24 protein-coding genes are annotated in these 25,111 nt (G+C 39.7%); 18 read left to right on the top strand and 6 right to left on the bottom strand.

The features are described from left to right. The first annotated feature begins 156 nt into the window (after positions 1–156). Both gyrA and FOC45_RS06630 read left to right on the top strand, forming a co-directional pair. Positions 157–2,670: a DNA gyrase subunit A gene (gyrA, locus tag FOC45_RS06635; RefSeq protein WP_009389784.1), complete on the top strand. Its 2,514-nt coding sequence runs from the start codon at positions 157–159 to the stop codon at positions 2,668–2,670. 104 nt (positions 2,671–2,774) lie between these two features. Beyond that, a complete protein-coding gene (locus FOC45_RS06630; RefSeq protein ID WP_009389785.1) occupies positions 2,775–5,129 on the top strand; it encodes a hypothetical protein in 2,355 nt (784 codons plus the stop codon). Here FOC45_RS06630 and FOC45_RS06625 read toward each other — a convergent pair. Next, positions 5,126–7,621 carry a TonB-dependent receptor gene (locus tag FOC45_RS06625; RefSeq protein ID WP_009389786.1) on the bottom strand — a complete coding sequence of 832 codons (2,496 nt, stop codon included), beginning with the start codon at positions 7,619–7,621 and terminating at the stop codon, positions 5,126–5,128. The genes FOC45_RS06630 and FOC45_RS06625 overlap by 4 nt on opposite strands. Positions 7,622–7,879: 258 nt before the next feature. Here FOC45_RS06625 and FOC45_RS06620 point away from each other — a divergent pair, with 258 nt between their 5' ends. The 6 genes from FOC45_RS06620 to FOC45_RS06595 all read left to right on the top strand — a co-directional run bounded on the left by FOC45_RS06620 (position 7,880) and on the right by FOC45_RS06595 (position 12,167). Then, positions 7,880–8,395: a hypothetical protein gene (locus FOC45_RS06620; protein WP_009389788.1), complete on the top strand. Its 516-nt coding sequence runs from the start codon at positions 7,880–7,882 to the stop codon at positions 8,393–8,395. A gap of 34 nt (positions 8,396–8,429) precedes the next feature. Continuing rightward, a complete protein-coding gene (gene dnaX, locus FOC45_RS06615) occupies positions 8,430–9,518 on the top strand; it encodes a DNA polymerase III subunit gamma/tau (RefSeq protein ID WP_009389791.1) in 1,089 nt (362 codons plus the stop codon). A gap of 152 nt (positions 9,519–9,670) precedes the next feature. Next, entirely contained in the window at positions 9,671–10,096 is a 426-nt protein-coding gene (locus tag FOC45_RS06610; RefSeq protein WP_034539617.1) for a hypothetical protein, read from the top strand. Positions 10,097–10,146: 50 nt separating this feature from the next. Further along, positions 10,147–10,911 (top strand): DeoR/GlpR family DNA-binding transcription regulator, encoded by a 765-nt coding sequence (locus FOC45_RS06605; RefSeq protein ID WP_009389795.1) that lies wholly within the window; start codon positions 10,147–10,149, stop codon positions 10,909–10,911. A 30-nt stretch (positions 10,912–10,941) separates the two neighbouring features. Beyond that, positions 10,942–11,256: an arsenate reductase (glutaredoxin) gene (gene arsC / locus FOC45_RS06600; RefSeq protein WP_009389797.1), complete on the top strand. Its 315-nt coding sequence runs from the start codon at positions 10,942–10,944 to the stop codon at positions 11,254–11,256. A 38-nt stretch (positions 11,257–11,294) separates the two neighbouring features. Continuing rightward, on the top strand, positions 11,295–12,167 hold the full coding sequence (locus FOC45_RS06595) for an outer membrane beta-barrel protein (protein WP_009389799.1): 873 nt from the start codon (positions 11,295–11,297) through the stop codon (positions 12,165–12,167). Between the two features lie 78 nt (positions 12,168–12,245). On the opposite strand, the gene FOC45_RS06590 is transcribed toward FOC45_RS06595, so the two are convergent. After that, on the bottom strand, positions 12,246–13,235 hold the full coding sequence (locus FOC45_RS06590) for an aspartate-semialdehyde dehydrogenase (protein ID WP_009389801.1): 990 nt from the start codon (positions 13,233–13,235) through the stop codon (positions 12,246–12,248). A gap of 38 nt (positions 13,236–13,273) precedes the next feature. Beyond that, positions 13,274–14,407, bottom strand: coding sequence for a PLP-dependent aspartate aminotransferase family protein (locus FOC45_RS06585; protein WP_009389802.1), 1,134 nt, complete (start codon positions 14,405–14,407; stop codon positions 13,274–13,276). Between the two features lie 350 nt (positions 14,408–14,757). Here FOC45_RS06585 and FOC45_RS06580 point away from each other — a divergent pair, with 350 nt between their 5' ends. Both FOC45_RS06580 and FOC45_RS06575 read left to right on the top strand, forming a co-directional pair. Further along, on the top strand, positions 14,758–15,705 hold the full coding sequence (locus tag FOC45_RS06580; RefSeq protein WP_009389804.1) for a ribose-phosphate pyrophosphokinase: 948 nt from the start codon (positions 14,758–14,760) through the stop codon (positions 15,703–15,705). Positions 15,706–15,723: 18 nt separating this feature from the next. Beyond that, on the top strand, positions 15,724–16,320 hold the full coding sequence (locus FOC45_RS06575) for a 50S ribosomal protein L25/general stress protein Ctc (protein ID WP_009389805.1): 597 nt from the start codon (positions 15,724–15,726) through the stop codon (positions 16,318–16,320). Positions 16,321–16,401: 81 nt separating this feature from the next. Here the strand turns inward: FOC45_RS06575 and FOC45_RS06570 are convergent, their stop codons facing one another. After that, the gene (locus FOC45_RS06570; protein ID WP_009389806.1) at positions 16,402–17,676 is read right to left on the bottom strand and encodes an acetyl-CoA hydrolase/transferase family protein; all 1,275 of its coding nucleotides are present in this window, start codon (positions 17,674–17,676) and stop codon (positions 16,402–16,404) included. A gap of 117 nt (positions 17,677–17,793) precedes the next feature. Here FOC45_RS06570 and FOC45_RS06565 point away from each other — a divergent pair, with 117 nt between their 5' ends. From FOC45_RS06565 to FOC45_RS06530, 8 genes are all read left to right on the top strand, one after another. After that, positions 17,794–18,204, top strand: coding sequence for a BrxA/BrxB family bacilliredoxin (locus FOC45_RS06565; protein WP_009389807.1), 411 nt, complete (start codon positions 17,794–17,796; stop codon positions 18,202–18,204). A 70-nt stretch (positions 18,205–18,274) separates the two neighbouring features. After that, complete coding sequence (locus tag FOC45_RS06560; RefSeq protein WP_009389808.1) at positions 18,275–19,006, top strand: 1-acyl-sn-glycerol-3-phosphate acyltransferase; 732 nt, start codon at positions 18,275–18,277, stop codon at positions 19,004–19,006. 85 nt (positions 19,007–19,091) lie between these two features. Next, positions 19,092–19,706 (top strand): hypothetical protein, encoded by a 615-nt coding sequence (locus FOC45_RS06555; RefSeq protein WP_009389809.1) that lies wholly within the window; start codon positions 19,092–19,094, stop codon positions 19,704–19,706. 14 nt (positions 19,707–19,720) lie between these two features. Continuing rightward, a complete protein-coding gene (locus FOC45_RS06550; RefSeq protein WP_009389810.1) occupies positions 19,721–20,194 on the top strand; it encodes a hypothetical protein in 474 nt (157 codons plus the stop codon). Positions 20,195–20,217: 23 nt separating this feature from the next. Next, positions 20,218–20,523, top strand: coding sequence for a transcriptional regulator (locus FOC45_RS06545; protein WP_009389811.1), 306 nt, complete (start codon positions 20,218–20,220; stop codon positions 20,521–20,523). Between the two features lie 108 nt (positions 20,524–20,631). Further along, entirely contained in the window at positions 20,632–22,011 is a 1,380-nt protein-coding gene (creD, locus tag FOC45_RS06540) for a cell envelope integrity protein CreD (RefSeq protein WP_052141361.1), read from the top strand. A 70-nt stretch (positions 22,012–22,081) separates the two neighbouring features. After that, the gene (locus FOC45_RS06535; RefSeq protein ID WP_009389813.1) at positions 22,082–22,600 is read left to right on the top strand and encodes an inorganic diphosphatase; all 519 of its coding nucleotides are present in this window, start codon (positions 22,082–22,084) and stop codon (positions 22,598–22,600) included. An 86-nt stretch (positions 22,601–22,686) separates the two neighbouring features. Beyond that, positions 22,687–23,475 (top strand): 1-acyl-sn-glycerol-3-phosphate acyltransferase, encoded by a 789-nt coding sequence (locus tag FOC45_RS06530; RefSeq protein WP_009389814.1) that lies wholly within the window; start codon positions 22,687–22,689, stop codon positions 23,473–23,475. Here FOC45_RS06530 and FOC45_RS06525 read toward each other — a convergent pair. Both FOC45_RS06525 and rlmH read right to left on the bottom strand, forming a co-directional pair. Continuing rightward, a complete protein-coding gene (locus FOC45_RS06525) occupies positions 23,434–24,558 on the bottom strand; it encodes an MFS transporter (RefSeq protein ID WP_034539620.1) in 1,125 nt (374 codons plus the stop codon). The genes FOC45_RS06530 and FOC45_RS06525 overlap by 42 nt on opposite strands. Before the next feature lie 57 nt (positions 24,559–24,615). Next, a complete protein-coding gene (rlmH, locus tag FOC45_RS06520; protein ID WP_009389816.1) occupies positions 24,616–25,089 on the bottom strand; it encodes a 23S rRNA (pseudouridine(1915)-N(3))-methyltransferase RlmH in 474 nt (157 codons plus the stop codon). Positions 25,090–25,111: the final 22 nt, after the last annotated feature.

The raw sequence follows: 25,111 nt of genomic DNA, 5'->3' as shown, positions 1-25,111 counted from the left end.
TCGTATAGATTACTTTATTACTAACTTCTGATAACCAATAAGTTAAACGTTCTTGTTTAAAAATTATTGCTTTTTCTTTGGCTATTCTAATAAAACATTGTATCTTAGCGCGCTAAATTGTAATAAAAACCCTTACTTTCAAAGAGTAAATTAATTATGACAGAAGGAGAAAAACTAATTCCTGTAGATATCAGCGATGAGATGAAATCTGCGTATATCGACTATTCGATGTCCGTAATCGTTTCGCGTGCCCTACCCGATGTGCGTGATGGTCTCAAACCCGTACACCGCCGCGTATTGTATGGTATGTATGATATGGGCGTACTTAGCAGTAGAGCCTATAAGAAATCAGCCGCTATCGTGGGTGAGGTGCTCGGTAAATACCACCCACACGGCGATACCGCTGTCTATGACACTATGGTGCGTATGGCACAATATTGGAGCCTACGCTATATGCTCGTAGACGGGCAAGGTAACTTTGGCTCTATGGGGGGCGACTCTCCCGCGGCTATGCGTTATACTGAAGCACGTATGCGCAAGTTCTCTGAAGATATGCTCAGTGATATCGACAAAGAAACAGTGGATCACCAGCTTACTTACGATGACTCACGCGAAGAGCCTACCGTACTTCCTACTCGTATCCCTAACCTATTAGTAAATGGTTCAGCAGGTATTGCCGTGGGTATGGCTACTAATATGGCGCCTCATAATCTTTCTGAGGTCATCGATGGTACTATAGCTTATATTGATAATAATGATATAGAAATTGACGAACTTATCAAATATATTAAAGCACCTGATTTCCCTACAGGAGGAATTATCTACGGCTACGAGGGCGTAAAAGAGGCCTTCAAAACCGGTCGTGGTCGTGTGATTGTTCGTGCTAAAACCGAGTTCCAAGAAGTAAAAGGCAAGGAATGTATAGTCGTTACAGAGGTGCCTTATCAAGTAGATACATCTGTATTGCTTAAGAAAACTTCAGACTTGGTAAAAGAAGGTAAGCTTGAGGGGATTACCGATGTACGCGATGAGTCAGCACGTGGCAAAATACGCATCGTCTACTTCCTAAAACGAGATGCAGTGCCTAATGTGGTGCTGAACAATCTTTTTAAGCACACAGAACTACAAACTTCTTTCAGTGTCAATAATATCGCTTTAGTAAAAGGTCGCCCAGAGCTGTTAAACCTCAAAGACCTTATTTATCACTTTGTAGAGCACCGTCACGAGGTGGTGTATCGCCGTACTGATTTCGAATTGCGAAAAGCCAAAGAACGTATCCATATTTTGGAAGGGTTTATGAAGGTGATGGCTACTGAAGATACAATGGGCAAAGCTATTGAGATTATTCGTTTTCACGATAAGCCAAAAGAAGATTTGATAGCTGAGTTCGACCTTACTGATGTACAAGCCGAAGCTATTTTGGCATTAGCACTACGTCGTATCAACAAAGCCCTCATTTTGCAAACCAAAGAGGAATACGAACAGAAGTTAGCCGAAATACGAGACCTCGAAGATATTTTAGCACGCAAAGAGCGCCGTGTCGAGATTATCAAACAAGAGTTATTAGAAATAAAAGAAAAATATGGTGATGAGCGCCGCTCTGTTATTGAGTATGCTGGTGGTGAGTTTAGCGTAGAAGATATGATACCTGATGACAAAATGGTGATTACCATTTCGCACGCAGGCTACATCAAGCGCACCCCACTAAGCGAGTATAAAACACAAAGCAGGGGAGGGGTAGGACAAAAAGCCTCTACCACTCGCGACCAAGATTTCTTAGAACACCTATTTGTAAGTTCTAATCACCAATACCTATTATTCTTTACCCAAAAAGGTAAATGCTTCTGGATGCGCGTGTACGAAATACCAGAAGGTAGCAAGACTGCCAAAGGGCGTGCTGTACAGAACCTTATCAATATAGAGCAAGACGACAAGATTAAGGCTTTCGTGAGTGTGCAAAATCTCAAAGATGAGGACTATATCAGCAGCAACTACCTAATTATGGCTACTAAACAAGGTATTGTAAAGAAAACGTTACTCAAAGAGTACTCTCGTCCGCGTCAGAATGGTATTAACGCTATTACTATTAAGGAGGGAGACGAACTGATAGAAGCAAAACTAACCTCAGGCAGCAGTCAGCTGATGTTAGCTGTGAAGTCTGGTCGTGCAATTCGTTTTGGTGAAGATAAAGTACGTGCGGTAGGGCGTAACTCACAAGGAGTACGTGGTATCGACCTCGACACCGAAACCGATGAAGTAGTAGGTATGATAGCTATCGAAAATCCACTTGAAGAGACTGTATTGGTAGTATCAGAAAACGGATATGGTAAGCGCTCATATATAGACGATCCTGAAACTCACGAGGCAGTATATCGTATTACTAACCGTGGAGGAAAAGGGGTAAAAACCATTTCTATTACTGATAAGACAGGGCAGTTAGTAGCTATTAAGAGTGTAGCCGAAGGCGAAGACTTAATGATTATCAATAAGTCTGGTATTGCGATACGTCTCTCAATTGATACCTTACGCATTTCAGGACGTGCTACCCAAGGCGTAAAACTCATCAATATCAAAGGCAAAGACTCTATTGCCGCTGTTACCAAAGTGATGAAAGAAGATGACGATGATAATAACGCTACTGAAGAAGTAGAAGTTTCTACTGAAGAATAAAAATCTGTGTTTATAATTAATAAAGAAAGGTCAAACGGAAGTTACTTCATTTCTCTTTAGGTAAGAATTACTTCCGTGATTACCTTTCTTTTTTATTTTATACTATGGAAAAAACAACCGCTTTACTAAAAGTTGCGCTTAGGCAAAATGCGCTTTATATACCTGATAGTATGGTCGCACAAAGAGCTATACAGCCAGGAACATTGGAATTGGTAGCTGCTTTGCGCCAACACGGCTTTGGTGTTACCGAAGACCTCTTGCACGCTATCAACGGTACTAATAACGAGTATCGCCAATTGGTAGTGCGCACTATTAAGCAAATACTTAATGTAAAACTCAACTGGGCACCGCTTATCAAGAATTGGGAAGTGCCTACAGGAGAGAGTGCGATAGATCATATCATTACTGCTTTCTACAACCAATTTCCTGATTTGGTAAAGAATGATGATTATATTTGTTATTGGTATGATTACGATGATTATTATGAGGCAAACGATATTAAAAACTATAATAGAGAATATTTTACGCCTAAACACGAGCGCTTTTTAGCTTGTGGGCACTATATTCCTTATGGTACATTTCCGCTGTGGCGTTATAATGGTTGTCCTTTTTGTGGTACGCCTTTTCAGTTAGGTAAGATAGAGTGTACCGAGCAGGGTAGCAAACTCAAAATCCTCGACCTTTGGCGCGAACAAGACGCAAATGCTTATTACCAAAACCTATTGGCTTCTAAAACAGCTTTAGATGCTACTCAAGTAGATTCGCTCAAACGTTTGTTGCCTTACTTTTCTGTAGATAAAAAAACTACTATCGAAATGAAAGAAACCCTTATCTTAGTAGTGGATAGTTATCTTCTTTCAGAAGGCAATGAAGTAGCAGCAGGGACTTGTTTTCGCACTCCTACCGATATTCTACGTTATTTGTGGTATAAGAAGACGAGGTTCTTGCAGCTATTACCTCCTAAAACAATTATTGCTAAAAATGCTAAAAACTACAGTCATATTGTTTACCCTTTAAATAAGAATGAAGAAGCAAAGATAGAAGCAAAAGAAGAACTTCGCTTGAAATACTCGCGTAAAGAATGTGCAAGAGTGGCGCGTTGGCTCAATACTTTGCCTCTCTCTGCAGAAAAAGCTTGCGAACTGATGCACCCCAAGCGCGAGATGTGGGTACGCTTTATTCGCGCCTTGCGCTTGGCTGAGTACAGCAAGAAAAAAGGCTTTGAAAAGCTCGCTATGCTGTTAGATATTTTCTATCATCAGAAATATGAGGTATGGCAAGGCAAGGTACAACAGGCTTACCTAAATGTAGATACAGATACTGTTTTGGGGTATCTAAAAGAACGTCCTTCTCAGTTTGCGCGCTCACTATTCGCTACAATGTTATGGGTAGGTACTGAAGCTACTATCACAGCTTTCAAAGAGGTAATAGACCAAGTGCCTATGCGCTTGCTTTTTACCCTCAATAATTACGCCGATCTTTATTTTACACCACACGGTACGCGTTCTGTGAAAATCATTACGGGTGATTATGTAGAGGTGCCTAAAAACCAATGGGTAAATTTAGGCTATAACGAGGAACAATTAGCCCAGATGAAAACAGCGATAGAAGAGCTTTGCTTGTGGGTAATACGTCGAAAGTTCGCAGCATACCCCAATCCCCATAAAACGATATTTATAGACGAACAACTGTATCACTTTCCTTTGCCTATAGGCGATAGAAGTACTACTATACACGACTTTAACGCGACCTTAATGGGCACTAAATTCCCTTTAGAAGGTAATGAGGTACGCCTCTTTATGCAATGGGGTAAAGACCTACCTGCGCAGCATCTTGATATGGACTTGTCGTGCCATATCATCTTTGAAGAAGGAAGCAAAATGAAAAATGATATATGCTATTATGGCAGACTTACCGCTACGGGTTGCCAACATAGTGGTGATATTCGCAGTATTCCTAATAAAGTAGGTACTGCCGAGTATATCAATATCGATGTAAATATCTTGCGCCGAAAGAAAGCTAAGTACGTAACTTTTGTGTGCAATGCTTATTCTAATGGGGCACTATCACCTAATTTAGTAGTAGGCTGGATGGATAGTAAACATAAGATGAAAGTATCTGAGCGCACGGGGGTAGCTTACGACCCTTCTACGGTTATCCATCAGGTGCGTATTACTCAGCCGTTGCAAAAAGGATTGCTGTTTGGAGTTTTAGATGTAGAGAAGAAAGAAATAATATGGTTAGAAGTGCCTTTTCAAGGGCAAGTAGCCAATGACTTATCTTTAAGTACAGTAAAAGCCTTGTTAAGCAAGTTGAGTGCTAAAACCACTATCGGCAACCTGCTAACCCTTAAAGCCGGAGCTCAAGGGTTGCAGGTAGTTAATGATAAAGCTTTTGCCGATGAGGTATATGATAGGCAATGGGTAGCTCAGGGTAATGTGAGTGCTTTTTTCTTTTAAAATCTATAAGTTACACTAGCATTTATGTTGCGTGGAGCTCCAGGGAAGTTGCGTAAGTTGTCATAACCGCTTATCCAATAAGTACGATTTAGCACATTATTTACGTTTAGCTGTAGCTGTACATCTTTCACCTTATAATAAAGTACCGCATTGAGTAGTGTATAATCAGGGTAAGAAGCAGCGGTAGCACGGCGTCCTACCTGTCCTAGGCGTTCGCTGGCGTAGCTAACCCCTATACCTGCTCCGAGTCCTTTTAAACTACCATTTTCAAAGATATACTTCGTCCAGAGGTTAGCCGCGTGGCGGGGAGTGCTGGGGCGTTGTACGTTTAGGTCTTTAATAGCTCCTTCTTCTTTTAGTTTCACGATACGAGCATCAGTATAAGCATAGTTCGCTACCACACTAAAGTTAGGCAATATCTGTCCAGCTACGTCTAATTCAAATCCATTAGATTCTTCATCTACTGGCACGCGCCAATCAGCTTTACCTGCTTTCGGACTTTGCTCTAAAGAGTTCTCTTGCGTAATCTTAAATATGGCTAGTGTGGCACTTAGGCGTTTGTTAAACCATTCGGTCTTCAATCCAACCTCGTATAATTCACTCTTGATATAATCAAAAGGCCCTCCATAGCGGTCAGGGTCAGATTGTATATTAGCCCCTTGTGGCTGAAATCCTTTAACCCAAGTCGAATAAAGATTGATGTTCTCCGATGCCTCTACTACCAATCCCACACGAGGTATAAAAGCACTTGTCTGGCGACTAATCTCTTTAGTAGTCTCCTTGTTTAGTGTTTCGGTGAACCACTCTTGGCGTAATCCAACAAGTAGCTTCACAATACTGATGTCTATCTGCTCTTGCACATATACCCCGTGAGAGTATTCCTCATAAGGGTTTAGCGTGTTTTGTTTCCAGATGTATTTGCTAATGTCTTTATACGCATTGCCTGCTATAGGGTCGTATAGGTCAAATACAGGTACGTTAGTAGTAGGAGTCAATACTGAGCCTGCCAATACATTGGCAGTAGTAGTATAGGTGTTTACGACTTTAGTTTTATCCTTGCTCAAATAACCTTGTGCCGAAATAGAAGATGAACCTGCTTTTTGTTCTGAAATAAAATAGTCATAACCTACTAATAGCTTGTGCTTCAATATACCAGTATTGAAGTTGAAGTTGAAGTAAGTGTTGAAGCTATTGTTAGCAAAATACCGTTTGCGTTGATTAGCAGTCATCATCACTTTGTTAGGGTCAGCATAGCGAAAAGCGTTAGCCCCATTGCCTATTTGCTTGTAGTATAAGTTAGCTTGGGTGTGCTCTAACATATCTTCGCTGTAAGAAGAGTTAAGGTAAATAGCGTTTAACGAAATATGGTCAGAGAATTTATGAGTGAGGGCTATGGTAGTATTGAGAGTGTTTTCTTTTAGGAAATCATTAGCAGCACTTAGCGAGCGGCTGATAGGGGTAGAGTATACATTGCCATCAGCAGGTACAGACTGTCCGCGGTCTATTTTGCCGTTAAAGTTCTGATACACAAAATCAACGTTGATATGCGTTTTCTCGTTAGGGATATAAGAGAACGAAGGGGCAGCAATAATGCTTTCAGAGCCTTGCAAGTCGCGGAAAGAGTCAGTTTTCTCATAACCTAAGTTTAGGCGGTAAAGTAATGTTTTCTTAGGGTTTAGAGGGCCAGTGAAGTCGCCGTAAGTTTTGAGGGTATTCCAGCTACCTACCCCCACGGTGATGCTATTTTTGTTTTCAAACAACGGTTTCTTAGTTACGCGGTTGATAACTCCTCCTGGGGCAGCATTGCCAAAAAGAGCAGAGGCAGGGCCTTTGATAACCTCTACACGCTCAATATTAGCAAGCGAAGACTGTTTCCACAAGCTCGTTTGGGCACGCATACCGTTTAGCAGGTTGCCCGAATTGCGGTTGCCTGTAGCGCGAAAACCACGAATAGAAAAGTCGTTGTACGAAGAGTTTTGGTTTACCCCGCTAATGTTTTTCACCACCTCATTTACGGTAGTAGCCCCTTGGTCTAAGATGAGCTCTTTGGTAACGTACCCTACCGATTGAGGCACTTCTTTCAGCGCAGAGGCTGTTTTGGTACCGATAAAAGAGTTAGTGTTTTTATAACTACTCTCTTTGCGCCCGATAACCTCTACTTCTTGCAGCGCGGTCAGTTCTTCAGAGAGTTGTACATCTAAGTGCGTGTGGGTACCGCTGGGGTTAGGAGCTACATCGGTGCGTATTTTTAAAGTTTTAAAACCGAGGTAGCTAAACACTATAGTCTGTTTGCCTACAGGCACATTATGAAGCTCGTAAAAACCTTTGTCGTTGGTGCTAATTCCTATAGAAGTGCCTTCCAGTACGACATCTACCCCTATAAGAGGTTGTTTATTTTCGTCGGTTACCCGACCGCGCACTTCAGTAGTTTGCTGGGCAAAAGTAGTAAAGTTGAAGCAACAAAACATCAGCAAAGAAAAGAGTTTTTTCATATAGATTATTTTATTTAAAATGTTTCTTGTTTATTTCGGGCTGCAAAAATAATAAAATCATTATAAAAAGCAATTTTTTAGTAGTTAATCATTAGCTGAAGCTATACCTATTTACCTTATAAAAGTAGTATAAGAACAAGCTATTCAAAGCGAACGATGAGCGAAGGATAAGCGAAGGATAAGCGAAGATTTAACTTTTTTCACTTTTTTCTTTTCTTTTCTATCTTTTTTTGTACCTTTGCAAAAATATTGAGATTAATGAGTAGAAAAATACTTTTATTAGGGCTGCTGATAGGGTTTTGCTTAGTAGCTTGCAATGATGGTGATTTAGAAGTTGAAACTATTTCGTTTGATAATTCTGATGTACTTTCTTGCTCTAGCAATGATACAGCTGTGTCTTTTTTGTTTAAATATAGTCAAAAACAGGCACTTATACTTAAGTTGCCCGCTAATGTACTCGAAAATAAAGAAAAGACCGTAAGTGGTTCAATACCTGATAGTTATAAATTGTATTACCGTACGTTCGACCAAGCCCCTACTACCTCTTATTTCTGTGCAGATTTTCCGCCTGCTTCTCCTATAGTAACTACTCAGATAGAAGCAACAGGAGGCACAGTATCTATCACCACAAGGGCTATTTATGATGAAAATACTCATACCTTGCTGCGTTATGACCACCTTATCCGTATCAATGATTTGGTGTTAATAAATAGGCAAGGCAACAAAGTAGTAGATTCAAACTTTATTTTTGGTACTTACCAAACGAGAAAATAAATCGTATTTTTCACCTTAGTACAACTTTATACTAATGAGTCAATTTGTAGTTTCGGCACGGAAATATCGCCCACAATCATTTAGAGATGTCGTGGGGCAGCAGGCTATTACCAATACACTGCTCAACGCTATCGAAAACAACCACTTAGCACAAGCGCTCCTATTTACAGGGCCTCGTGGAGTGGGTAAGACCACTTGTGCACGTATCCTTGCCAAAAAAATAAACGAACAAAGTGGGGTAACAGATGATAACGACTTTGCTTTCAATGTGTTTGAACTCGATGCTGCTTCTAATAATAGTGTAGACGACATACGAAAGCTCATAGAGCAAGTGCGCATCCCTCCCCAAGTAGGCAACTACAAAGTGTATATCATCGATGAGGTGCATATGCTCTCTACAGCGGCTTTCAATGCTTTCCTAAAAACGTTAGAAGAGCCCCCCAAGCACGCTATTTTTATCTTAGCGACTACTGAAAAGCATAAGATTATCCCTACTATCTTGTCTCGTTGCCAGATATTTGATTTTAAGCGTATTACAATAAGTGATATACGCGAATATTTGAAATATATAGCAGAACAACAAGGTATTGAGGCTGAAGATGAGGCGCTGCAAATCATTGCCCAAAAGGCTGACGGAGCTATGCGCGATGCCCTCTCTATTTTCGACCGTGTAGTGAGTTTTTCAGGTGATAAGATTACCCGTCAAGCCACTTCCGAAATACTGAATGTGTTAGACTATGAGGTTTATTTTAAGGTAACAGACCTTATTTTAGATAATAAGTTGCCAGATTTACTGCTTGAGCTCAATACGGTTATAGCGCAAGGTTTTGATGGTAATCACTTTATAGCAGGCTTGGCAAGCCACTTTAGAGATTTGATGGTGTGCAAAAATCAGGCGACTATTAGCTTAATGGAGGTAGGCGAAGAGACTCGAAAAAAATATACAGAGCAGAGTGAGCGTGCTACAGTGCCATTCTTAATGGAGGCTATACGCATCGCTAATGATTGCGATTTGAGCTATCGAAACAGCAAAAACCAACGTTTATTGGTAGAAATCGCCTTGATGCAATTAGCATCACTGACCTATGAGGGGGATAAAAAAAAAATGATGGACGCTTCATAATACCGGCTTATTTATTTAATGTTGAAGTTGCTCCTGTTGCTGCACAGTCTCCACCCCCAGCTCCAGCACCTACACCGGTAGTTAGTGTCCCTAGTATTACTAAGGCACAGCGTTCGGGAGTGGTGTCGGGCTTTTCAATAAAAAGTGTACACTTGAAGACTGAGCACCAAAGGCAGGCAAAAGAAGATACAATAGACCCCAATTCGCTACCTCGTGAACCTTTTACCTCAGAGGCTTTTCAGCAGTATTGGCAAGCCTATATACAACACTTATTGAGCAGAGGCGAACGCTTGCAGGCATCTATTTTGCAGATAGCCAATAAGCAATTAGAGGGCACCGTACTACACTTAGAGGTAGGTACTCAAACGGCTAAAACAGACGTAATAGAGATGGAGCCAAAGCTATTAGCTTATTTGCATAAACAATTGCGCAATTATGACCTGAAGATAGAAATACAAGTAAATGAAGAGATTAGTAAGCGTATATTGGTAACTCCTGAAGAGAAATACAATAGGTTGCTACAGCTCAACCCACTACTACAAGATTTTAGAAATGCATTTAGTTTAGCGATAAGCTAATAATGATTGAAGAAAAGATATTTTGAAAAAATAATAAAATTAGATAAGATATGAGAGTACTAAATGAACGTCAGGCTAAGATTTTAGAGAGTTTAGAGACTAAAAGATATATTAGCGTAAGTGAGCTAAGCGATAAGCTAAAAGTTTCGGTAGTAACTATCCGAAAAGACTTAACTCTCTTAGAACAAGAAGGCTATTTACACCGCACACACGGGGGAGCAAGTAAGCAAATGCGCTATGTATTTGATCAAACAGTGAGTGAGAAAGAAACGCTAAATGTAGAAGAAAAAACGCGCATCATTGATAAAGCTTTAGATTATATCAAGGAAAATGAGTTTATTATTCTTTCATCAGGGTCTACTGCTCATCTATTGGCACAGAAGCTTTATGGGTTGCGCAACCTAACAGTATTAACTCCTTCGTTACGAGTTGCTTTAGAGGTATGCAAGAATCCTAATGTAAATACAATTCACTTAGGGGGCGAGGTGCGCAAGAACTCTACCTCTACAGTTGGGGTATTAGCAGAAGAAACCTTAAGTAATTTCTCTTGTACCACTTTATTCTTGGGTATTGAGGGCATCGATTTAGATTACGGATTAAGCTCTACTAACGTAGGTGAAGCTCACTTAAACAAGAAGATGATGGAGCGTGTAGATAAGACTATTGTCCTTGCCGATTCATCAAAAATACACAAACGCGGATTTGGGTTTATTTGCTATGTAGAAAAGATTGATATGCTTATCACTGATAGCAATGCCGACCCAGAGTTTGTAGAAGAACTTGAAAAACGCGGTGTGGAGGTAGTTATTTGCTAATTGATTATACTATTATAGTAACATTAAAATATGATACAAATATATCACAATCCTAAATGCTCCAAGTCGCGATGTGCTTTGGAGCATTTAAAGAATACAGACAAAGAATACGAGGTAATTGATTACCTTAAAAAAGGTGTAACCACAGACGAACTGAAGTCACTGCTTAATAAGCTGCAAATGCAGCCTATAGATTTGGTGCGCACTAAAGAAGCTATCTGGAAAGAGCTTTATCAAGGTAAGACTCTGACAGATGAAGAAGTAATAGCCGCTATGGTGGCACACCCTCAACTCATACAACGTCCTATAGTTGTAGAGGGAGATAAAGCGCGTATTGAGCGATAGCTGATTTGTTAAATTGTAAATAAGTAATAAATATAAGAATGAAAAAAAAGTTATTGAGTGTAGCTGCAGTAGTATTGGGTATCGCAGCAATGCACGGACAAGCATACGTATCGCTAAGTGGTGGGTATGGATTTCAGTCAAACCAGAAAGTGGTAGGTAGAGATGCTACTAATATAGCTGCCGTTAGCGACCTAAAAGGAAGTTATGGTGAAGGCTACCAAGCACAATTGCGTGGAGGATATTTCTTCACTAAACGTTTGGGAGCTGAACTAGCGTTAGGCTATCTACACGGTGGAGATATAGCCACTAACAAAAACCAAATCCTTGATATGACTGCTCACGGGCGTGCTTTCGGAGCATCGCTTTCAGCAGTGTTTAACATTACAGATAATCTGTATGTACGTGCGGGGGCTGTAACCAAAATAGGAGGGAAGACTGAGAGTACTACTAAGCTAAACGCTAACTTGCCACTACGTGTATTTAATCCGTTGGCTTCTCCAACCGATGTTGTAAATATGAAAGCTGATTTCCAGACGAACTTTCACGGTAAGATACCTTTTGGCTTTATTGGTGGGATAGGGTATCGCTTTAATGTAACGGATAAGATAAGTTTGTTTGTAGAAGGTGAATACCTCAATATCAATGTGCCTCGCAAGACTTCAAAGTTAGAAAGCTTTTCAGCTTCTCGTACTATAGGTGGTGCAACTACTGAATTGAAATTGCAAGAATTTAAAGGATATATGGAGATGCTTAAAAGAGCACCTTCTCTTCCTCAAACAGAAAGATTGAAACAATTAGCGAATCAGATTTCGCCCCTTTTAGAAGATGAATATAGCTGGGAGGGCAAAGGAGCTCCTGATGCACCTTATTCGTCTATAGGGTTCCACTTTGGAGTGACTTACAAATTATAATTTGCAATAAAATAATGAAAAATAGGCTGCTGAAATGTAATCAGCAGCCTATTTTTTTTGAGTATTTCATTTTGTAGATTATAGTAGTTTATGAGCGATGAGGTACTCAGCTATTTGTATAGTATTAGTAGCAGCCCCTTTGCGGAGGTTATCGGCTACTACCCATAAGTTAAGTGTATTGGCTTGCGACTCATCACGGCGGATACGCCCTACAAAAACCTCATCTTTGCCGTGCGCGTAGATAGGCATAGGATAGGTGTTAGTGTCGGTATTGTCTTGTACCTTTATACCTGCTGATTTAGCGAGAAGGGCACGTACTTCGTCAATAGAGAAGTCGGTTTTTAGCTCTACATTTATTGACTCACTATGTCCGCCTACTACCGGTATGCGTACCGCAGTAGCTGTAACGGCTATAGTATCGTCGCGTAATATTTTTTTGGTCTCGCGTACTAACTTCATTTCTTCTTTAGTATATCCATTTTCTTCAAATACATCGCAGTGAGGAATAGCATTGCGGTGAATTGGGTAATGATAAGCCATCTCGCCTTTTTCGCCCTTGTATTCGTTTTCTAATTGGCGTACCGCTTTTACCCCTGTACCTGTAATTGATTGGTAGGTAGAAACTACAATACGTTTGATACCATACTTGGCTTGCAATGGTGCTAAAGCTACCAACATCTGTATAGTAGAACAGTTAGGGTTAGCGATAATCTTGTCGTCTTTGGTAAGTACATCAGCATTGATTTCAGGAATTACGAGCTTTTTGGTCTCGTCCATACGCCAAGCCGAAGAGTTATCAACTACGGTAGTGCCTACTTGAGCAAAGCGCGGTGCCCATTCTTTAGAAACAGAAGCACCCGCTGAAAATAGGGCTACATCGGGTTTTAGAGATACGGCTTGCTCTAAGCCAATTACAGAATATTCTTTCCCTTTGAAATTAATTTTCTTTCCTATAGACTTTTCAGAAGCTACAGGTATAAGCTCAGTTACAGGAAAATTGTGTTCTTTTAGTACTTCTAACATTACGTTACCTACCATTCCGGTAACGCCTACTACTGCTACTCTCATATTTAGTTATTAGTTCTTATTATTGTTTAATTCTTAAATTATTGTTCTAAGGCTTGTTTGAAATCAGCTATAAGGTCGTCGGCATCTTCAATACCTACGGCTACTCTGATAAGTGTGCGAGTTACCCCACGAGCTACTTTTTCCTCTTCGGGGAACTCGGTATGAGTAAGCGAACTAGGGTGAGTAACTAAGGTTTCAACTCCGCCAAGGCTCACCGCAAAAAGTGCTACTTTTAGACTCTCTAAGAAAGATTTGGCTTTGGTTTCACTCTTCACAGTAAAAGAGAATACTGAACCACCGCCTGAGGCTTGTGCTTCTTGAATGGCTTTGCCTTTGTTATGGGCTTCAGTAGGGTAATATACTTTTTCTACCTCGGGGTGTGTTTTGAGGAAAGCGAGGAGTTTTATTGCGTTTTCTTGTGCTTTTTCTACTCTTAGTTTAAGGGTTTTCATACTGCGCAACAATAGCCAGCTATCAAAAGGAGAGACTAAAGCGCCCAAAGCTATTTGAGCAAAGAGTATCTTTTCTGCTAACTCATCGCTATTGACTACGGCTGCCCCTGCAATAAGGTCGTTGTGGCCACCTAAGAACTTAGTAGCGCTATGTAGTACTATGTCAGCTCCCAACTCTAAAGGACGTTGGAGCACTGGCGATAAGAAAGTATTATCAACAATGGTGAGGAGATTATGTGCTTTGGCAATGGCTACCACTCCGCGTATGTCGGTTACATCTAACAGCGGGTTAGAGGGTGATTCAACAAAGATAGCTTTGGTATTGGGGCGCACAGCAGCTTCTATCTGGCTAAGGTCGGTGGTATCAACGAAAGTAGATTCGAAGCCAAACTTATTGAAAATGTCGTGCATAATGCGGTAGGTACCCCCATAAATGTCAAGCCCAAAGATAAAGTGGTCGCCTGCTTTGAACATAGTGAAGACAGATGAGGTAGCCGCCATACCAGAAGAAAAACCGAAGCCGTGTTTGCCATTTTCTAATTTGGCAATGAGGGTTTCAAAATCTTTACGAGTGGGACTTGATACGCGTCCGTATTCAAACTCTTGTTCCGCTCCATATTCTTTGATAGGGAAAGTAGAAGCCATATTAATAGTGCTTCCCCAGTTTTCTCCCTTATCATTGTTTCTTACGCCGTGTATGGCTTTTGTTTCAAACTTCATATTAGTGATAATAATAATAATTCTTAGAGCGACAAAAGTAGTACATTTTCTGTTATCTACCAAATTTATTTTACTAAAATTAGGGGAGGTAGTATATTTTTCTGTTTTAGGGTCGATTATTGGTTGTTTATTTTACGCTAAGCCTTCGTTTATCCTTCGCTCTTCCTGTATTCATCGTATATCCTTTGTATAGGGAAGCCTATGAAAGAAAATTTTTCTGTTTTGTTTATGTATAGGACTAATGATAATTTTGAAAAAAAATATGCTAAAGTGTTGCAGTGTATTATTTATTTTGTAACTTTGCAGCCTGAAACATTAGAAGTTTTACCACTTTAATATTTATAATCAAAATGTTTAGTGAACCTGCCCCCAAATCATCTAAGATTTTCGCTTGCTCAAAAAGTGTAGAGCTGGCTGAAAAAATTGCAGAAAAATACGGTACTACTCTTGGCGAAGTGAAACTGTCTTACTACAGCGATGGTGAATTTCAGCCTTCATTTGAAGAGTCGATACGCGGAACGAGAGTTTTTTTAGTATGCTCTACTTTTCCTAACGCTGACAACCTAATGGAGCTTTTGCTGATGCTTGATGCGGCTAAACGCGCTTCGGCTAGACACATCACAGCGGTTATGCCTTACTTCGGTTGGGCACGCCAAGATAGAAAAGATAAACCGCGTGTGCCTATAGGGGCTAAATTGGTGGCTAACTTATTGCAAGCCGCAGGTGCTACCCGCATAATGACGATGGATTTGCACGCTGACCAAATACAAGGTTTTTTTGAACGCCCTGTAGATCACCTTTTTGCTTCGAGTATTTTTCTACCTTACCTCGAAAGTCTGAACTTAGACAAACTATGTATTGCTTCGCCCGATATGGGAGGTTCTAAAAGAGCTTATGCTTACTCTAAATTCTTGAAAAGCGAAGTGGTAATCTGCTACAAGCAAAGAAAACAAGCTAATGTTATTGAAACGATGGAGCTTATAGGCGATGTAGAGGGAAGAAATGTGGTGTTAGTAGATGATATGGTAGATACAGCTGGCACACTGGTGAAAGCAGCGCAACTGATGAAAGAAAGAGGTGCTGTGAGTGTGAGGGCGGTAGCTACACACCCTATCCTTAGCGGGAATGCTTATGAACGGATAGAAAATTCGGCTTTGGAGGAACTGATAGTAACGGATTCTATCCCTCTGAAACAGCCATCGAAGAAGATAAGAGTACTCTCTTGTGCAGAACTTTTTGCTGATGTAATGTATAAAGTGCATCACAATGAGGCGATTAGTTCGAAATTTATTATGTAACTTAATATTTATAAATAAATGCAATCAATTACAATCAAAGGATCTCAAAGAGAAAGCGTGGGCAAAGCAGCAAGCAAAGCCTTACGTAATGCTGGACAGGTACCTTGCGTATTATACGGAGGAGACGATGTTCTGCATTTTTCAGCACCAGAATTAGCATTCGCTGGCATCGTGTACACTCCTAACGTGTATACAGCTACGATTGAAGTAAATGGTAAGAGTTATACTGCCATTCTGCAAGACATTCAGTTTGACCCTGTAACTGACAAAATCATTCACATTGATTTCTATCAACTTAACAAAAACAAAGAAATCACTATAGAAGTGCCAATCCAAATACAAGGTACTTCGCCTGGTGTTATGGCAGGGGGTACTCTACGTGTGGTAAATCGTAAGCTAAAAATTAAAGCTTTACCAGACAATCTTCCTGACTTTATTCCAGTAGATATTTCAGCTCTTGAAATGGGTAACCGTTTGTACATCACCAAGTTGCCTCAAGAAAACTACAAGATTATGCACCCAGATAACACTGTAGTTTGCCAGATAAGAGTATCTCGTGCTGCTATGAAAGCCGCTCAAGATGCTGCTAAAGCTGAAAAAGGTAAGAAAAAATAATCTTATTTTTAGGGTAAATAAAAGAAAAACCATAACAAATTTGTTATGGTTTTTTTATTGTGGTGTTTGATGCTGCTTAATTTAATGAAGAAAGACAATATCATGGGCTGCTCTCTCTAAGGCTTCGCGGTGGTCGGGGTGGGCGATAGCGATAAGGGCTTTGGCTCGCTCTTGTAGGCTCTTGCTGAAAAGCTCGGCTACCCCATATTCGGTTACGATATATTGTACGTGTGCACGGGTGGTTACCACTCCAGCTCCTTGCTTTAAGAAAGGAACAATCTTACTTTCCCCTTTATTGGTAACCGATGGAAATGCAATGATAGACTTACCGCCCTCGCTGAGCATTGCTCCTCGTACGAAATCTATTTGACCGCCAAAGCCAGAAAAGATAGTTGTACCTATAGAGTCGGCACATACTTGTCCGGTAATATCCACTTCGATAGCAGAGTTAATAGAAATCATTTTAGGGTTCTGCCTAATCACTGAAACTTCATTAGAATACGAGGCTTCTGTCATTTCAACAGAAGGGTTATGGTCGATAAAGTCATACAACTCTTGTGTGCCCATAGCAAAAGAGGCTATGATTTTTCCTTTGTCTATCTTCTTTTCGTAGCCGTTGATAACTCCTTTTTTCACTAAGTCGAGTACCCCTTCGGTTAGCAGTTCGGTGTGGATACCTAAGTTTTTGAGGTGCCCCATTTCGGCCAATGTGGCATTGGGGATATTGCCAATACCCAGCTGTAGGGTACTACCGTCTTCGATAAGCGGCACTATATGGCGGGCTATTTGGGTTTCGATAGCGTTGGGTTCGGTAAGGTGTAGCGAGAAAATAGGTGCATCGTGCTCTACGAGAAAGTCTATTTCATCTACGTGCAAAAGGGCATCACCATAGGTGCGCGGCATCTGCCTATTGACTTTGGCAATTACGTATTTGGCGTTTCGGATAGCAGATTTTGAAGCCTCGACACTTACACCCATAGAACAAAAACCGAATTTATCAGGGGGAGAAACTTGTATGAGAACAACATCTACTTTTATGTGTTTTCTATCAAAAAGCAAAGGCATATCGCTCAAGAAAATAGGGGTATACGAACCGTTGCCCGCCTTGATGATATGCCGTACATTGCGCGAAAGGAAGAAGGAATTGACGTAGAAACTATCTTTGTATTTGGGGTCGGCGAAAGGGGCATCACCCTCGATATGGATATGCCCTATGGTAACATTGCGGAGCTCAGGAGCCCTTTTAACGAGGGCATCCACTAATATTTCGGGAACTGCAGCTCCCCCCTGTATATAGACAAAATCGCCACTTTTGACTACCTTTAAAGCCTCTTCAGCCGTTGTAATTTTTGTCATTATATTATCAATTTCAGTTAGCGGCTCAAAGATACTACATAAAAACCAATTGACAAAATGTTTCGTAATATAATTTTTTTTACTATCTTTGCCGCAAATTAAAAAAAGCGAAATATTATGTATCCACCAGAATTGGTAAAACCTATGATAGAAGAACTGACTTCGGTTGGTTTTGAAGAGTTAAAAACGGCAGCAGCTGTAAAACAAGCTATTGAGCAAGAAGGCACTACTTTGGTAGTAGTGAACTCGGTATGCGGTTGTGCTGCCCGCAATGCTCGTCCTGCGGTAATCTATAGTTTGCAAAACGCAAAGAAACCAGACCATCTGACCACTGTATTTGCAGGGGTAGATAGAGAGGCTACTGAGGAAGCTCGCCAATATATGTTGCCTTTTCCGCCATCATCGCCTAGTATTGCCCTTTTCAAAGACGGCGAATTGGTGCATATGTTAGAGCGCCATCACATAGAAGGACGTATGGCTGAAGTAATAGCAGAAAATCTTCAGCAGGCTTATAACGAATATTGTTAATAACTTTTTTCTACATTACACTTTGCTAAGGTATAGCTACTTTGGCAAAGTTTTTTATTTCAATACTTTTATGATGAAAATACTATCTTACCCTCTTAGTGTACTTCATTACTTGCTTTACGGCTTTTTATTGCTTATTTTTCACCCTATACAATGGGTGTGTATTCACTTTATAGGGCGTAAAGCTCACAAAGCAGTCGTCGATTTTCTGACGCTTATGCTTACTAAAATACTGTTAGTAAGTGGTAATTGGGTGCGTTTTTCGATTGAAGCTCCTTTACCTAAGAATGCACCTATCATATTTGTGCCAAATCATCAAAGTTTGTACGATATTCCGCCGTTAATATGGTATTTGCGCCATTATAGTGTGCGTTTTGTAGGCAAAAAGGAGTTAGGGGGAGGTATACCGAGCATTACTATCAACCTGCGCAATAATGGTTCGGTACTGATAGACCGTAGTCGTCCGCAAGATGCTGTACCGCAGTTGGAGGCTTTTGGTAAGGATTTAGCAGCTAAAAAAGAAGCAGGACTTATCTTCCCAGAAGGCACTCGCAGCCGTAATGGGGTGCCGCGCCCTTTTAAAACTAAAGGCTTGCATACTATTATGGAGCAGATGCCAGAGGGGTATGTAGTGCCTATTACTATCAATAACTCGTGGAAAATATTGCGTTATGGGCATTTTCCTTTGGGTATCTTCAATACGGTGAGTTTTTCTGTACACAAAGCTATCAAGATAGACCCTAATAGAATAGAGGAACAGATAGCAGAGGTGGAAGCTATTGTAAAGGCAGGAATTAAGTAATAACAAGGGAGTGTGTTAAATATTTGTTAAAGTATTTGGCGGTTATGATATTTCTTCTTTACTTTGCATCACAAAGTGCTTCGGTATGCAAGATAACAAATATTTAGACGACCTACACGAGATACGCCAGATGATGCGTAAGTCTACCTTATTTCTTTCGCTCAGCGGTCTTTCGGGGGTATTAGCAGGGGTGTATGCCCTAATAGGGGCGGCAGTGGTATATAAGTTACTGCAACATCATTACCTCTATTATCCTTATGTGATTATAGAAAGTAAAACTTTTAAAGCTATTATAGCTGTTGCGCTATTAGTACTCGTAGCCTCTGTGCTGACTGCTTATCTGTTTTCGATGCGCAAAGCTAAACGCAATGGTGAAAAATTAATAACCCCTACTGCTAAAAGAGCATTTTATAACTTTGCTTTGCCGCTGCTTACTGGTGGAGCACTGTGTATACTGCTTATCAATAATGGGCACTATGGTTTGCTTGCGCCAATGACGCTTATTTTTTATGGATTGGCGTGTGTGAATGTGAGCAAATACACTTTTGGCGATGTGCATTACCTCGGTATTACAGAGATAATATTAGGGCTGTTGGCAGTGCAATTTTCGGGTTATGGTTTGTTGTTCTGGGTTTTAGGTTTTGGCGTTTGCCATATTCTTTACGGTGGCGTGATGCACTTTAAATACGAACGAAAGTAATATTGTTTGATACTATGAAGACAAAGATTTTTATTATAATGCTATTTCTCTTAATGGGAGGGACTGCTTTAAGGGCTCAAAACAAAGAAGCTGATACAGAAAAGGCTATTGCTATGCTGAAAGAATTTTATGCCGTAGCATACGATGATGCTTCTGATTGGAAAAGTAATATATTTGAAAAGTATTTATCTAAGGAGCTTTTCTTAAAAGTATTTGAAGGATCACCAGATTATGAAGACGATTCATTAGGCTATGACCCTTTTATACAAGCTCAAGACTATGAAGGAGCGGCTATCAATCGCAGTTTAAAAATAACATCTTTAGGTAAAGATAAGTATAGAGCGTGTTTTTTGTTATCAGACTGGGAAAAGAAGGCAGCTTGTGTAGATTATCAATTGAAGAAAGATAGTCAGGGAAATTATATGATTACAAACATTTTAAGCGATAAGAATTTTTATAAACCTAAAAAACAAAATAAGAAAAGGTAGTTTTGTAGTAGCCTATAATAATCTTGAAGTCTCTTTTAGAAAATATTAATAAAGCCTTTGATCACCGCATTCGCTTGGCGATAATGTCGGTGCTAATGGTCAATGAAAGTGCTGATTTTAATACACTTAAAGAACTTTTAGGAGTAACTGATGGTAATCTGGCAAGTCATACTCGTGCACTTGAAGCTGAAGAATATATCGTTATAGAAAAATCGTTTGTAGGACGGAAAACAAATACTTCATATAAGGCTACTAAAAAAGGACGAGAAGCGTTTCAAGAGCATTTAAATGCATTGGAGAAATTAGCAAACTTGTCGATTAGCCGATGAGTAGATTTGTTAATTAGCATATAAGAAGGGAGTTCCCTTTTCTTTTTTAGCTATACACTTTGAAATACAAAGCACTTTTATTAGTTATTAATTGTAAATTATTATATTATGTATTCACAAAAATCATCAACATCTAATCTATTTCAGTCAAACACATTTCGTTTGATGCTTATTGGGGCACTTACTTTAATATTGCTCATTCCTTTGCTATTAGTACAGAACCTCATTGAGGAACGAAAAGATAGGCAGCAGTCGGTTATAGACGAAATCGACAGTAAATGGGGACGAGAAGTCTTCTTTTATGGTCCTATTCTTAAAATTCCTTATAAAGTTTATACTAATAAAGAAAAAAACGCATACGAGACTCAGTATGCTTATTTCTTCCCAGAGGAGCTTAAGAATACTTCGAATGTAAAAACAGAGGTGAAAAAGCGTAATAATTATGAATCAGTAGTGTTTAATGCTACAATGGACTTTAATGGTAGCTATATAACTCCTGATTTCTCGCAAAGAGGGATTGCTAATGACGATATAGAGTGGGGGAGAGCTACTATTCTTATTCGCACTACTAATCTTGCGAGTATTAAGAACAGTGTAGCTATTAAGATAGGTGGTAAAAGCTATAATTTTGAGCCAATCTATGAGCAATCTACTGATAATGCTAGCTATTACGACGGCAATAGTAGCACATCTATAGAGGTAGCATCGCTTGAAACAGGTTTTATCAATTATCAGGAGTTTCTCACCGATCCTTCTTTTCAGCTGTCAGTACAGTATGATGGTAGTAGGAAAATAGCGATAGTACCTATCGGTAAGACTACTGAAAGCACACTGACCTCTAACTGGGCTAATCCTAGTTTTATGGGTAACTTTTTGCCTTACGAAAAACAGATTAATACCAGTGGGTTTAACGCATCGTGGCGTGTGCTACACATCAATCGTCCGTTTTCTCAACAGTCGTTTGGAGCATTGCCTAATATCTCGCAATATACTTATGACGTAGATTTTATTATCCCTGTAGATGAATATCAACAGAATGAGCGTGCTGCCAAGTATGGCTTTTTGGTTATAGGGCTTACTTTCTTGATATTCTTCCTTATTCAAAGTATTAGCAAGATAAAAATACATATATTCCAATATACAATGATAGGTTTAGCTCTTGTATTGTTTTACACCTTGCTTATTTCTATCACTGAGCATAGTAGTTTTTCATTTGCCTATTTTATAGCTTCGCTGATGACGGTAGGGCTTATCAGTCTATATTCTATTTCAATACTGAAAAACAAGAAGTTTCCAGCCTTTATTTGTGCTTCTTTGGCTGCTCTATACGGTTTTATATATGTGATTATTCAGCTTGAGAATTATGCCCTTTTAGTAGGAAGCATTGGGCTGTTTGCTATATTGGCAGTGGTGATGTACGTTTCGCGCAAGGTAGAATGGTCGGCTACTGAAGTGGAAAGGGTAGAGGAGCCTAAAGATGAAAATTGATAGTGAAAAAGTTTTTACTTTTAGAAATTTTTATTACTTTTGCTTTTCTAAACACTAATTAAGAAAAAAAATGTCAGAAAAAAAAGAACTATCTTTTGATGTATTGATAGAAATTCCTAAAGGGAGTCGTAACAAGTATGAGTATGATTTTATTTTGCGCAAGGTGCGTTACGATCGTATGATTTTCTCTTCGATGATGTATCCTGCTGATTATGGATTTGTACCAGAATCATTAGCGTTAGACTCAGACCCTTTAGATGTGTTGGTATTGGTTACTGAACCTACTTTCCCAGGTTGCGTGATGGAAGTAAAACCTATAGGGGTTTTCCATATGGCTGATGAAAAAGGGCCTGATGAAAAAGTGATTTGTGTACCTGTATCAGACCCTGTTTGGAATAAAATGAATGACCTGAGCGACCTAAACTCACACCTTATCAAAGAAATTGAGCACTTCTTTAGCGTATATAAGGACTTAGAGAAGAAAAAAGTAGCTATTAATGGTTGGGGCAATGTAGAGGAAGCGGTGAGAATATACCACGAATGCAAAGAGCGTTATATAGGTAGTCGTAAGAATTTTTCAATCAACTAACGAACAAAATTTGCCAATGAGTCAATTAGTTATAAGCTTAATTGATTCATTGGCATTTTTATTAACTTACTAATGATACTTGACCAATGGCTTTATTTAAAAAAGACCCTTTCGGACATACCCTTTTCATCAAACGTTGGCTTATCCGCGTATTTGGACTTATCACGCACAGTCGTTATGACGGCTTTAATCAGTTGAAGATTGAGGGCTCGGATATTATACGCTCTTTGCCACCTCAGAATGTGTTGTTTATCTCTAACCACCAAACGTATTTTGCTGATGTTACGGCTATGTATCACGTATTTAATGCTAGCCTAAAAGGACGTAAAGATACCTTAGATAATGTGGGGTATCTTTGGAACCCTAAACTGAATATTTACTACGTAGCTGCATCAGAGACGATGAAATCAGGTATATTACCTAAAATATTGGGTTATGCAGGGGCTATACCTGTGAATAGAACGTGGCGTGAGAAAGGGAAGGAAATACACCGAGAGGTGCGCCAAAGTGATGTAGAAAATATAGGTGTTGCGCTTGCTGATGGCTGGGTAATAACCTTTCCGCAGGGAACAACCTCACCTTGGAAGCCTATTCGAAAAGGCACGGCTCATCTTATCAAGCAATATAAACCGATAGTGGTGCCTATAGTGATAGACGGTTTTAGGCGCTCGTTTGATAAGAAGGGTATCAATATTAAAAAGAAAGGGGTTCAACAATCAATGATTATTAAACCTCCTTTGCAGATAGATTATGAGAATGATACTGTAGAACAAATTGTTGCCCAAATAGAAATGGCTATTGAGCAGCACGAATCGTTCTTAAAGGTAAGAAAATTAGAATCTGATAATGCGCTTCAAGTAGAAAGTAAGCAGTAACCCCATAAAGGCTAATCCTGCTCCCATTAGTGAAGGATAGTTAGTACTGAGTCCATAGAGCAAAGGCAAGCCACCTACATAGGCTCCGATAGAGTTGGCAGTATTAAAACCTGCCTGCATAAAAGCAGCTCCCATCATCTCCGACTGCGGTGCACAACGGAAAATAAGCATATTAAGTGGTGAACCTAATGACATTGACATAGCACCACATATAAATGCTAGTACCCACGCTACAGGTTGAATGTGAGAGAAAAAGAAAACTAACAGCAATACACTGATAAGTGATAGCGAGATACAAATAGTAGCTTTAATGGGCGATAAACGGTCTGTAAGCCATCCTCCTAAGAGGTTGCCTACTACCATTCCAGCTCCTGCTACTATCATTACAGCCGATTTCATATCGGGGTTTATATGAGCTGTTTCTAACATCAAAGGCTGTATATAGCTAAACCACGCAAAAAGTCCGCCGCAACCTAAAGCGGTGATAGCCAACACTAATAAAGATCTCGGATTGAAGAATAAACGCACTTCGCGCTTCACACCGAGGTCTCTTTTATTTTCTACATTAGGCAAGAAAAAGAATATGGATAGCATCGTTAGTAACCCTAATGCCGACACGCAGCCCATTGCAATACGCCAACCTACTAAGGCTCCTACGTAGGTGAGAAGAGGTATCATTACCAAATTAGCAATGGTAAGCCCTGCAAACATAATTGAGATAGCAAAAGCCTCTTTGCCTTTGGGAGCTAACTGTTTAGCTACAATGGCACCTACTCCAAAGAAAGCACCGTGAGGCAATCCTGAAAAGAAACGAGCTAATAATAGGGTTGTGTAATCTGGCGAAAAAGCAGAAAGTCCATTGAAGAGAGTGAAGAGTACCATAAAAAATAAAAGTATCTTCTTCAGGTTGTACTCGGCAGCCAATGCAATGAGAGTAGGAGCTCCTACTACTACACCTATAGCATAAGCTGAAATAAACCTACCAGTGATGGCATCGGTTAATCCCATATCTTCACCTATAACACGCAATAGCCCCATTATTAAGAACTCAGTAGCCCCTAATGCTAAGCCTCCTATAGCCAGAGGCCAAAGTTTTTTTTATCATAGTTTTTATTTTTAAGGGCGTAAAGGTATGAAAAATTATTGATGATGATAAGGTTCATTCCTCAAAATTGTAAAAGCACGATAAAGTTGCTCTACAAAAAAGAGTCTTATCATCTGGTGAGAAAAGGTGAGTTTAGATAGTGATAGCTTGCTGTTAGACCGCTGATATACTGCTTGTGAAAAACCATAAGGACCACCAATAACAAAGGTCAGCTGCTTAATACCAGTGTTCATTTTCTTTTGAAGTTCATCAGCAAAAGCAATAGAAGTATATTCTTTACCTCGTTCATCTAAAAGGATAAGGTGATGAGAGGGTTCTACATAGCTGAGTATAAGCTCGCCTTCTTTTACCTTTTGCTGTTCTTCAGATAGCGATTTGTTATTCTTAATATCAGGTAGTAACTGCAAATCAAAGTTGATATAATATGAAAGCCTTTTTTCGTAGGTACTAATAAGTTGTTGTAGGGCTGGGTTATCAGTCTTTCCTACAGCGATAAGTTTTATATTCACAGGAAGAATTTTATGAATTTTG

Source organism: Capnocytophaga sp. FDAARGOS_737 (assembly GCF_009730375.1).
Lineage (GTDB): Bacteria > Bacteroidota > Bacteroidia > Flavobacteriales > Flavobacteriaceae > Capnocytophaga > Capnocytophaga leadbetteri.
Note: the sequence above shows the minus strand (reverse complement) of the source record. Positions and strands in the feature narration are given on the sequence as shown.